Source organism: Actinotalea sp. JY-7885, assembly GCF_014525465.1.
Lineage (GTDB): Bacteria > Actinomycetota > Actinomycetes > Actinomycetales > Cellulomonadaceae > Actinotalea.
Map to the genome: position 1 here is coordinate 1 of NZ_JACEXH010000112.1, position 11,053 is coordinate 11,053.

General features: G+C 74.9%; 8 protein-coding genes and 1 pseudogene. 7 read left to right on the forward strand and 2 right to left on the reverse strand.

Going from position 1 to position 11,053, the window contains the following annotated elements; genetic code table 11:
• A pseudogene (locus tag IDM29_RS11050) lies at positions 1 to 195 on the reverse strand (cell filamentation protein Fic); the annotation flags it as partial.
• A 49-nt stretch (positions 196 to 244) separates the two neighbouring features.
• Here IDM29_RS11050 and IDM29_RS11055 point away from each other — a divergent pair.
• The gene (locus IDM29_RS11055) at positions 245 to 1,645 is read left to right on the forward strand and encodes an NAD-dependent malic enzyme (RefSeq protein WP_182112953.1); all 1,401 of its coding nucleotides are present in this window, start codon (positions 245 to 247) and stop codon (positions 1,643 to 1,645) included.
• A 19-nt stretch (positions 1,646 to 1,664) separates the two neighbouring features.
• Here the strand turns inward: IDM29_RS11055 and IDM29_RS11060 are convergent, their stop codons facing one another.
• Entirely contained in the window at positions 1,665 to 2,777 is a 1,113-nt protein-coding gene (locus tag IDM29_RS11060; protein ID WP_220458008.1) for an NADH:flavin oxidoreductase/NADH oxidase, read from the reverse strand.
• Between the two features lie 102 nt (positions 2,778 to 2,879).
• On the opposite strand from IDM29_RS11060, the gene IDM29_RS11065 reads away from it, so the two are divergent.
• From IDM29_RS11065 to IDM29_RS11090, 6 genes are all read left to right on the forward strand, one after another.
• On the forward strand, positions 2,880 to 3,746 hold the full coding sequence (locus tag IDM29_RS11065; RefSeq protein WP_182112952.1) for a formate/nitrite transporter family protein: 867 nt from the start codon (positions 2,880 to 2,882) through the stop codon (positions 3,744 to 3,746).
• A gap of 269 nt (positions 3,747 to 4,015) precedes the next feature.
• Positions 4,016 to 5,185 (forward strand): hypothetical protein, encoded by a 1,170-nt coding sequence (locus IDM29_RS11070; protein WP_182112951.1) that lies wholly within the window; start codon positions 4,016 to 4,018, stop codon positions 5,183 to 5,185.
• Between the two features lie 96 nt (positions 5,186 to 5,281).
• Entirely contained in the window at positions 5,282 to 7,294 is a 2,013-nt protein-coding gene (gene acs / locus IDM29_RS11075) for an acetate--CoA ligase (RefSeq protein WP_182112950.1), read from the forward strand.
• Between the two features lie 94 nt (positions 7,295 to 7,388).
• Positions 7,389 to 8,363 (forward strand): mycothiol synthase, encoded by a 975-nt coding sequence (gene mshD / locus IDM29_RS11080; protein ID WP_182112949.1) that lies wholly within the window; start codon positions 7,389 to 7,391, stop codon positions 8,361 to 8,363.
• Between the two features lie 38 nt (positions 8,364 to 8,401).
• Positions 8,402 to 10,714, forward strand: coding sequence for an RNA degradosome polyphosphate kinase (locus IDM29_RS11085; protein ID WP_255491730.1), 2,313 nt, complete (start codon positions 8,402 to 8,404; stop codon positions 10,712 to 10,714).
• On the forward strand, positions 10,711 to 11,053 hold a 343-nt coding region (locus IDM29_RS11090), incomplete at its 3' end, for an NUDIX domain-containing protein (protein ID WP_309232719.1). The genes IDM29_RS11085 and IDM29_RS11090, both read left to right, overlap by 4 nt.

Sequence of the window (11,053 nt, forward strand, 5' to 3'; positions counted from 1 at the left end):
GTCGAGCGGCACGCGGACGCCGTCGGCGGCCAGGCCGGCGTGGGCGGAGCGGACGCCCGACTCGGTGCGGGCGACGAGCCACTGGCGGCGCAGCCCGCGGTGCCAGCGCAGCTCCTCGCACGCCGCCCGGGCCTCGGCCACGGCCTGCGTCACGCCGTCGAGCGCGACGAGCGGCTCGAGGGGATGGTCCGGCACGCGGGCCAGCGTAGGTGGCGCGGCCGGTGACCGGTGCCACGATGACCCCGTGACCTCAACGCCGAGCGTGTCCAGCTCCATCACCGTCCGCCTGCAGGTCGAGGCCCGCCCGACGGCCGTCAGCGAGCTGACGACGTCGATCGAGCACTCCGGGGGGATCGTCACCGCGCTGGACGTGACGGCGTCGGGCCACGAGCGGATCAGCGTCGACGTCACGTGCGCGACACGGGGCGAGGAGCACGCCGCCGACATCGTGACGGCGCTGCGCGGGCTCACGGGCGTCGTCGTGGAGCGGGTGAGCGACCGGACGTTCCTCATGCACCTGGGCGGCAAGCTGTCGATCGAGTCGAAGGTGCCCATTCGCAACCGCGACGACCTGTCGATGGTCTACACGCCCGGCGTCGCGCGGGTGTGCGAGGCGATCGCCGCGCGTCCGGCCGACGCCCGCAACCTGACGATCAAGCGCAACACCATCGCGGTGGTCACCGACGGCACCGCGGTGCTCGGCCTCGGCGACATCGGGCCGCTCGCCGCGCTGCCGGTCATGGAGGGCAAGGCCGCGCTGTTCAAGCGCTTCGGCGACATCGACGCGTTCCCCATCGCGCTCGACACGACCGACGTCGACCAGATCGTCGAGACCGTGTGCGCGATCGCGCCCGTGTTCGCCGGCATCAACCTCGAGGACATCTCCGCGCCGCGCTGCTTCGAGGTCGAGCGGCGGCTGCGGGAGCGCCTCGACATCCCCGTCTTCCACGACGACCAGCACGGCACCGCGATCGTCGCGCTCGCCGCCCTGACCAACGCGCTCACGGTCGTGGGCAAGGACCTGGCCACGGTGCGGATCGTCATGTCCGGCGCGGGCGCGGCGGGTACGGCGGTGCTCAAGCTCCTGCTCGCGGCGGGCGCGCGCGACGTCGTCGTGTGCGACGTGGAGGGGGTGGTCCACGCGGCGCGTCCGGACCTGCACGAGTCGCTCGAGTGGACCGCCGAGCGGACGAACCCGCGCGGCGCCACCGGCACCCTCCGCGACGCGCTGGTCGGCGCGGACGTGTTCATCGGGCTCTCGGCGCCCGACATCCTCACCGGGGACGACATCGCGACCATGGCCGAGCGCTCGATCGTGTTCGCGATGGCCAACCCGCGCCCCGAGGTGGACCCGGACGACGCCGCCCAGCACGCGGCCATCGTGGGGACCGGACGCTCGGACTTCGCGAACCAGATCAACAACGTGCTCGCGTTCCCCGGGGTGTTCCGCGGGCTCCTCGACGCGCAGTCGCACCGCATCACCGAGGACCTCCTGCTGGCCGCGGCGCGGGCCCTGGCCGCCGTCGTCGCGCCCGAGGAGCTCAACCCGACCTACATCGTGCCGAGCGTCTTCAACCCGGAGGTGACCACCCGCGTCGCGGCCGCGGTGGAGGAGGCCGCGCGCGCGACGGCCTCGCACGCCTGACGGGGCGCGCCGCCGAGCGCTAGGCCCACGCGCCCCGCTCGTACTGCGGCTGCCACGGCGCCGGCACGACGGCGTCGTCGGGCACCGCGTCCAGATCGAGCGAGGCGACGGGCACGCCCAGCTCGTGCGCGGCCCGCAGCGGCCACATGGGGTCGCGCAGCGCCTCGCGCCCGAGCAGGACCGCGTCGGCGGCGCCGTCGACCAGGATGCTCTCGGCCTGCGCGGCCGAGGTGATGAGGCCGACCGCCGCGACCGGCACGCCCGCGCCCGCGCGGACCCGGCGGGCGAGCGGGACCTGGTACCCGGGGCCGACGGGGACCGGAGCGACGACGTTGCCGCCGGACGAGACGTCGACCAGGTCCACGCCGAGCCCGGCGAGCTCCGCGCAGACCGCCGTGACCTCGTCGGGGGTCAGACCGCCGTCCGTCCAGTCCGTGGCGGACACGCGCACGAACAGGGGCCGGTCCTGCGGCCAGACCGCGCGCACCGCGGTGACGACCTCGCGCAGGAGGCGCGACCGGTTCTCCAGCGGGCCGCCGTAGGCGTCCGTGCGCCGGTTCGAGAGCGGCGAGAGGAACGCGTGCAGCAGGTAGCCGTGCGCGGCGTGCACCTCGACGACGTCGAAGCCCGCGCGCAGCGAGCGCTCGGCGGCCGCGGCGAACGCCGTGACGACGTCGGCCAGGGCCTCGGTGGTGAGCGCGGTCGGCGCGTCGAGGCCGTCGAAGGCGACGTCGGACGGCCCGACGGTGGCCCAGCCGCCGTCGGCTCCCGGCACGGTGCCCCGGCGCGGCGACCACGGGCGGTACGTGGACGCCTTGCGCCCGGCGTGCGCGAGCTGGATCCCGGCGCGCGCCCCGCGCTCGTGCACGAAGCGGACGATGCGCGACCAGGCCTGGGTCTGGGTCTCGTCCCAGATCCCGGTGTCCTGCGGCGTGATCCGCCCCTCCGGGACGACGGCGGTCGCCTCGGCGATGACGAGCCCGAACCCGCCCGAGGCCCGCGCGCCGAGGTGGACGAGGTGCCAGTCCCCGGGGACGCCGTCGATCGCGGAGTACTGGCACATCGGGGCCAGCCAGGCACGGTTGCGGAACGTCGTGCCGCGCAGGGTCAGGGGGGTGAAGAGTCGGCTCACGTCGCTGGCAACCGTCGGGGTGCGGTGATCATTCCGGTGCCCGACGCGCGGCGCGGGCTTTCGTCCCATGTCCTGGCGGCGTGCCTGCGGCACGATCGACGGGTGCTCACGATCCCGGACGCCCTGGTGGCGCAGCAGGCGACCGCCGCAGCGAAGGTGCGCAGCACCCGCAACCTGGCGGCGTACCTGGTCCAGGCCATGCTCGGCGGCGCCTTCATCGGCGTCGCCGTCGTCCTCATGCTCACCGCGGCCGGACCGCTGCGCGCCGCCGAGTCACCCTGGGCGCCGCTCGTGCAGGGCCTCGTGTTCGGGGTGGCCCTCACCCTCGTGGTGACCGCCGGCGGCGAGCTCGCGACGTCGAACATGATGACCCTCACGCAGGGCGCCCTGGGGCGCGCCGTCACGTGGGGACGGGCCGCGGCGACGCTGGGCCTGAGCTTCGTGGGCAACCTGCTGGGCGCGTTCGTGTTCGCCGCGATGGTGCACCAGTCGGGCGTCCTCGCGCCGGGGACGCCGGCCGGGGAGATGCTCGCCTCCCTGCTGGAGCACAAGGCCGAGGCGACGACCGGGCAGCTGTTCTGGCGCGCCGTGCTCTGCAACATGCTCGTGTGCCTGGCGATCTGGGGCGGGGCGCGGCTGAAGTCCGAGGGCGCGCGGCTCGCGCTGATCTTCTGGTGCCTGCTCGCGTTCATCACGTCGGGGTTCGAGCACGTGGTCGCCAACATGACCAGCTTCGGTCTCGGCATCATCGGCGGGCTGCCCGAGACCGGGTGGGCCGAGATGGGCCGCAACATGCTCGTCGTGGGCCTCGGGAACCTCGTCGGCGGCGCGGTGCTCGTCGGCGCCGCGTACGTGGTCGCGGGGTCGGCCCGCCGCGTGGCGGCTGCCGGTGACGTGCCCGAGGGCGGCGCGGTGGTGGCGACCGACGGCACGGCCCCGGTGGCCGCGCGGCGCACCGTCGACGTCTGACCCGCACTCCCCCGCGCGCGCTCCCTCCACAGGGCCCGACGGGCTCGGCGGGGCCGTGTCAGTGGTCGCGCCTCGATACCGCGCAGCTCCACCGCGGGGCAGACGCGCAGCAGGGCCGCGGGTGGTGGCCGACGCAGGGGCAGGCGGAGTCCGGCCCGCGAGCGGGCCAGATGCCCCGGCGCTACGTTGAGGCGAGACCCCCATGTCCCCGTCCTCGCGATCCGAGTCGCAACCGGACGGGGAACCGCCAGCACCGACAGGAGCCGACCATGCCCTCCCTCCCGAGCCGAGAGCCCGACGAGGGTGCCGCACCCGACACGACGCCGGCTGCCGATCCCGTGGGCACCGACGCGCGCAGCGCCGGGGACCCGAACGGACCGGACCGGACGGGGACCGACGCGCAGCCGTCGGCCGGCGCGGAGGCCGTGAGCGTCACCGGTCGCCCCATCGACGACGGCCCCGTCATCGGGCAGCTCGAGCCGGGCGGACCGCCCTCGACCCCTGCGGACCCGACCACCGGCCAGCACGCGGCGGCACGCCCGTACCCGCCGGTGATCGGCGCGCAGGGACGCGCGGCGCGCACGCCGGACGCCGACGGCGGATCCACGACGAGCGGCGCAGCCTCAGCCGAGGGCGCTGCCGCCACGGGCGCCGGCGCACCTTCTACGGGCGGCGGCGCCGCTGACAGCGGTGCCGCGGCGGGTGGCACGCCGACGACCCACACGGGCACGAACGCCCCGGCCGTCACCGGCGCGGCCGGGACGTCCGGTGCCGCGGCGGCGGCATCAGCGGGGACGGCGGCCGCGGACGCGAGCGCGTCCGGACACAGCCGGACGCGGCGGCGCGGGGCGGACCCGGCACCCGCCGACCACCACGACCTGCCCGAGCGGCCGTCGCGGCCCGGCGTCGGCCGGCACCTGCTGGGCACGCTCCTCGGCCTGGTGCTGACGCCCGTGGCACTCCTGCTCAGCGGGATCGGGACCGCTCGCCTGAGCGACGCCGCCGTCAGCGGCGACCCGGTGGGCGACGCGCTCGGCATCACGCTGCTCGCGCTCGGTGTGGTGCTGCTCGCGGTCATCGTGCTGCTCGGCACGTGGTCGCCGGCCGTGCCGCTGGTCGGCGGAGCCGTGTGGGGCGTCGGCCTCGGCCTCGCCTACCTGATCGTGCCGGTGCGGATGGAGGAGTGGGTCGACGAGCTCCTCGGGGACCGCGTGCTCCCCGCCGTGCTCGAGCAGCTCACCGACAACGCCTTGAGCGGCCACCTGCTCGTCACCGGCACGCTCCTCACGGCCGCGGGCATCGCGATCGGACGCGCACGCCGGATCGGACGACGCTGGGCGGAGCGCGTCGCCCTGGCCGACGCCGCACGCGCCGAGGCGGTGCGTGCGGACGCCGCGCGGGCCGAGCAGCGGGCAGCCGCCGCCGACGGGACCGCCTGAGGACTTCTCCCGGCGGCGGCCGGGGCTCTGCTCTACCATCCGAGTCGACACCGGCTCAGCCGGTGACGCACCACTGACGCTGCGTCCGGAGGAACAGTGACCCACGAGAACTCGTCGTCACCGCTCGAGAACCTGCTCGCCGAGAGCCGGAGCTTCCCACCCACCCCCGAGTTCGCCGCGCAGGCGAACGCCCGCCCCGAGGTCTACGACCGTGCCGCGTCCGACCGCCTCGGCTTCTGGGCCGAGCAGGCGCGCACCCTGCTGACCTGGGACCAGGAGTTCACCGAGGTCCTCGACTGGTCGCAGGCACCCGTCGCCCGCTGGTTCGGCGACGGCCGCCTCAACGCCTGCTACAACGCCGTCGACCGGCACGTCGAGGCCGGCCACGGCGACCGCGTCGCGCTGCACTTCGAGGGCGAGCCGGGCGACACGCGCACCCTCACCTACGCCGACCTGCAGCGCGAGGTCTCGCGCGCCGCCAACGCCATGCAGGCGCTCGGCGTGGGCACCGGGGACCGCGTGGCGATCTACCTGCCGATGATCCCCGAGGCCGCGATCGCGATGCTCGCCTGCGCGCGCATCGGCGCCATCCACTCGGTCGTCTTCGGCGGCTTCTCCGCCGAGGCGCTGCGCTCCCGCATCGCCGACGCGGAGGCCACGCTCGTCATCACGGCCGACGGCGGCTACCGCCGGGGCGCCGCCGCCGCGCTCAAGCCCGCGGTCGACGAGGCGCTGACCCCGGGCGCGAACGGCGCCGCGACGACGATCCAGCACGTGCTGGTCGTGCGCCGCACCGGCCAGGACGTGGCGTGGACGCAGGGCCGCGACGTCTGGTGGCACGAGGCGCTGGAGGCGGCCTCCGACACGCACGAGCCCGTCGCGGTCGACGCCGAGCACCCGCTGTTCATCCTCTACACGTCCGGCACGACCGGGAAGCCGAAGGGCATCTTCCACACCACGGGCGGCTACCTCACCCAGGCCGCCTACACGCACCTGAACGTCTTCGACCTCAAGCCGGAGACGGACGTCTACTGGTGCACGGCCGACGTCGGCTGGGTCACCGGGCACTCGTACGTCGTCTACGGCCCCCTGGTCAACGGCGCGACGCAGGTCATGTACGAGGGCACGCCGGACACGCCCCACAAGGGCCGCTGGTGGGAGATCGTCGCCAAGTACGGCGTGACCATCCTCTACACGGCGCCGACGGCGATCCGCACCTGCATGAAGTGGGGCGAGGACATCCCGGCGGGCCACGACCTGTCCTCGCTGCGCCTGCTCGGGTCGGTGGGCGAGCCCATCAACCCGGAGGCGTGGATGTGGTACCGCCGGGTCATCGGCGGGGACCGCACCCCCGTGGTCGACACGTGGTGGCAGACCGAGACCGGGGCGATCATGATCTCGCCCCTGCCAGGCGTCACGGCGGCCAAGCCCGGCTCGGCGCAGACGCCGCTGCCCGGGATCGGCGCCGACGTCGTCGACGAGGAGGCCCACCCGGTGCCGAACGGCTCGGGCGGCTACCTCGTCCTCACCGAGCCGTGGCCGGCCATGCTCCGCGGCATCTGGGGCGACCACCAGCGCTTCGTCGACACCTACTGGTCGCGGTTCCCGGGCATCTACTTCGCGGGCGACGGCGCCAAGAAGGACGCCGACGGCGACATCTGGCTCCTCGGCCGCGTGGACGACGTCATGAACATCTCGGGCCACCGCCTCAGCACGACCGAGATCGAGTCCGCCCTGGTCTCGCACCCGATGGTCGCCGAGGCGGCCGTCGTCGGCGCGAGCGACGAGACCACCGGGCAGGCCGTGGTCGCGTTCGTCATCCTCCGCGCCGAGCACCTCGCCAAGGTGGACGAGCCCGGCGAGGGCGCGGACGTGGCGGCGACGCTGCGGGCCCACGTCGCGAAGGAGATCGGCCCCATCGCGAAGCCGCGAACGATCCTCGTGGTCACCGAGCTGCCGAAGACGCGCTCGGGCAAGATCATGCGGCGCCTGCTGCGCGACGTGGCCGAGCACCGCAAGGTCGGGGACGTCACGACCCTCGCCGACTCCTCGGTGATGGACCTCATCAGCGCCGGGCTGGCGACGCCGGCGGCGGCGAGCGCGGACTGACCCGACCGCACCCCGGACGACGACTGCGCGACGGCGGCGGCTGAGGCCGCCGCCGTCGTCGTCCCGTGCCGCGCGTGCCGTGATGGGATGGGGCATGAGCGCCGACCACCACCTGCGGACCGTCCCTCCCCACACGCAGCTGGACGCCGGCGACGCCGCGGCGGTGCGCGCGCTCGCCGCGGCGGCCCAGGCGCACGACGGCATCGAGGCCCTCGGCGAGCAGACCCTGCTCGACCTGGCCGGGCCCTCGCCCGCGCGGCACGTGCTCGCCGTATCCGGCCACGCTTCGGGCGATCCAGCGGGCGACACGTCGGGCGAGGCGGCGGGCGAGGCGCCCACCGTCGTCGGCTACGCGGCCGTGCGCCACGACGGCCCGGGCGGCGGCGCGACGAGCGCCGAGCTGGTCGTCCACCCGGACCACCGCGGGCGGGGCCTGGGCACCGCCCTCCTCGCCGCCGTGCGCGACGGCTCGCCCGCCGGAACGCCACCGGTGTGGGCCCACGGGAACCTGCCCGCCGCGCGGGCGCTCGCGGCCCGCGCCGGGCTCGCCGTCGTGCGGGAGCTGTGGCAGATGGCGCGCGACCTGCCCGCGGACGAGGGCGCCCTGCCCTCGGACGCCATGGTGGCGCCCGGTGTCACGGTGCGGCCGTTCGTCGTCGGGCGGGACGAGGACGCGTGGCTGCGCGTCAACGCCCGCGCCTTCGCGCGGCACCCGGAGCAGGGGCGCATGACGCGCGCGGACCTGGACGCCCGGGAGGCCGAGCCGTGGTTCGACCCCGCCGACCTGCTCCTCGCCGAGCGCGACGGGGTCGTCGTGGCCTCCGTCTGGATGAAGGTCGAGCCCGGGAGCGACGAGGGCGAGCTGTACGTGCTCGGCGTCGACCCGGACGCCCAGGGTCGGGGGCTCGGCCGGCTCCTCACGGCCCGCACGCTCGCGCACCTCGGCGCGCGCGGCCTGCGACGCGTGGTGCTCTACGTCTCCGCGGGCGACGAGGCGGCGGTCCGGACGTACCGGCGCGCGGGGTTCGAGACGGTGCGCGCCGACGTGCAGTACGCGGACGCGCCGTGACCTCCCACGGCGCACGGTCCGGTGGGACGATTGACGGCATGACCACCGACGCACGGACGGACGACCTGGCCACGGACGGTCCGGACGACCTGGCTCCCGACGTCGACGAGCCCGGTGAGGCCCGCCTGGACCGGGAGGCCGACGCGTTGGTGGAGAGCCCGATCGAGGCGCCGCCGCAGCCGGACCTCGCCGAGATCCTGGACGAGCCGGGGTCCGCCCCGGGCGACGCGCTGCCGGAGGACCGGTTCGGGGACCGCGAGCTGTCGTGGCTGGCCTTCAACCAGCGCGTGCTGGAGCTCGCCGAGGACGAGTCGCTGCCCCTGCTCGAGCGGGTCCGCTACCTGGCGATCTTCGCGTCGAACCTCGACGAGTTCTTCATGGTGCGCGTCGCCGGGCTCAAGCGCCGCATCGCGACCGGGATGGCCGTCACGGCCGCGTCGGGCCTGTCCCCGCGCCAGGTGCTCGAGGCGATCGACGCCCGCGCGCAGGAGCTGATGGAGCGCCACTCCGAGGTGTTCGCCCGCTCGGTGCAGCCCGCCCTCGACGCCGAGGGCATCGCGCTCGTGCACTGGGACGAGCTCGGCGAGGCGGAGCAGGAGCGCCTGCACAAGTACTTCCGCAAGCAGATCTTCCCGGTGCTCACGCCGCTCGCCGTCGACCCCGCGCACCCGTTCCCCTACATCTCGGGGCTCTCGCTCAACCTCGCCGTCGTGGTGGTCAACCCGACCACGGGCAAGGAGCACTTCGCGCGCGTCAAGGTCCCGCCGCTGCTCCCCCGGTTCATCGCGGTGGACGCCCGCGGCCGCCCGAGCGCGCCGAGCACGCAGACGGCCGACCCCGAGAAGGGCCCGACGTCGTTCGTCCCGCTCGAGGACGTCATCGCGCAGCACCTCGAGTCGCTCTTCCCGGGCATGGAGATCGTCGAGCACCACACCTTCCGCGTGACCCGCAACGAGGACGTCGAGGTCGAGGAGGACGACGCCGAGAACATCCTCCAGGCGATGGAGAAGGAGCTGCTGCGCCGGCGCTTCGGCCCGCCCGTGCGCCTCGAGGTCGCCGAGGACATCGCCCCCCGCGTGCGCCAGCTCCTCGTCCGGGAGCTGGGCGTCGACCCGTCCGAGGTCTACGAGCTGCCCGCGCCGCTCGACCTCACCGGGCTCAACCTCATCGCGGACCTCGACCGCGGCGACCTGCACTACCCCCGCTTCGTCGGCGGGACGCACCGGCACCTGGCGGAGGTCGAGAGCTCCAAGCCGACCGACATCTTCGCCGCGATCCGGGCACGGGACATCCTGCTGCACCACCCCTACGACTCGTTCGCGACGTCGGTCCAGGCCTTCCTCGCGCAGGCCGCCGCCGACCCCAAGGTCCTCGCGATCAAGCAGACGCTCTACCGCACCTCCGGGGACTCGCCCATCGTCGACTCGCTCATCGACGCCGCCGAGGCGGGCAAGCAGGTGCTCGCCCTCGTCGAGATCAAGGCGCGCTTCGACGAGCAGGCCAACATCTCCTGGGCGCGCAAGCTCGAGCAGGCCGGCGTGCACGTCGTCTACGGGATCGTCGGGCTCAAGACGCACTGCAAGCTCTCGCTGGTCGTGCGCCAGGAGAACGACGGCCTGCGCCGCTACTGCCACGTCGGCACGGGCAACTACAACCCGAAGACCGCCCGCCTGTACGAGGACCTCGGCCTGCTCACCGCGGACCAGGAGGTCGGCCAGGACCTCACGCGCCTGTTCAACCAGCTCTCCGGGTACGCGCCCAAGGCCAAGTTCCAGCGCCTGCTCGTGGCGCCGCGCTCGGTGCGCTCCGGGCTCGTCGAGCGCATCGAGAAGGAGCGGCAGGCGCACCGCGAGGGTCGTCCCGCGTGGATCAAGATGAAGGTCAACTCCGTCGTGGACGAGACCACCATCGACGCGCTCTACCGCGCCTCGCGCGCGGGGGTACCGATCGACCTCGTCGTGCGGGGCATCTGCGCCGTGCGCCCGGGGGTGCCCGGACTGAGCGAGACCATCCGGGTGCGCTCGATCCTGGGGCGCTTCCTCGAGCACGCCCGGGTCTTCGCGTTCGCCAACGGCGGCGAGGAGCCCGAGGTGTTCATCGGCTCGGCGGACCTCATGCACCGCAACCTCGACCGCCGCGTCGAGACCCTGGTGCGGCTCGCGGACCCGGCCCACGTCCGCGAGCTGATCGAGCTCATCGACGCGTCCATGGCCGACACGACGGCGTCCTGGCACCTGGGCCCCGACAACACGTGGGAGCGCCACAGCCGCGGACCCGACGGTGCGCCCCTGCGCGACCTGCAGGAGAGCCTCATCGCCCGCCAGCGACGCCGGCTCGCGCGCGACCGGTGACGCTCGCGATCGACGGCCGCGCGGCCGCGCCGCTGGGGACCATCCACGCGGCCGGGGCCGTCGTGTGGCGCGAGCACCGGGCGCGCCTCGAGGTCGCGCTCGTCCACCGCCCCCGCTATCGCGACTGGTCCTGGCCCAAGGGCAAGCTCCATCCGGGCGAGGCGGTGCCCTCGGCGGCGGCCCGGGAGGTGGCGGAGGAGACGGGCACCCCCGTCGTCCTGGGCGTGCCCCTGCCCGCGCTGCACTACCGGACGCCGGAGGGCCGGGCGAAGCACGTCCGGTACTGGGCCGCGCGCGCGGCGGGCCCCGGCGACGCCCCGGCGCTGGCGGCGCGCGGGC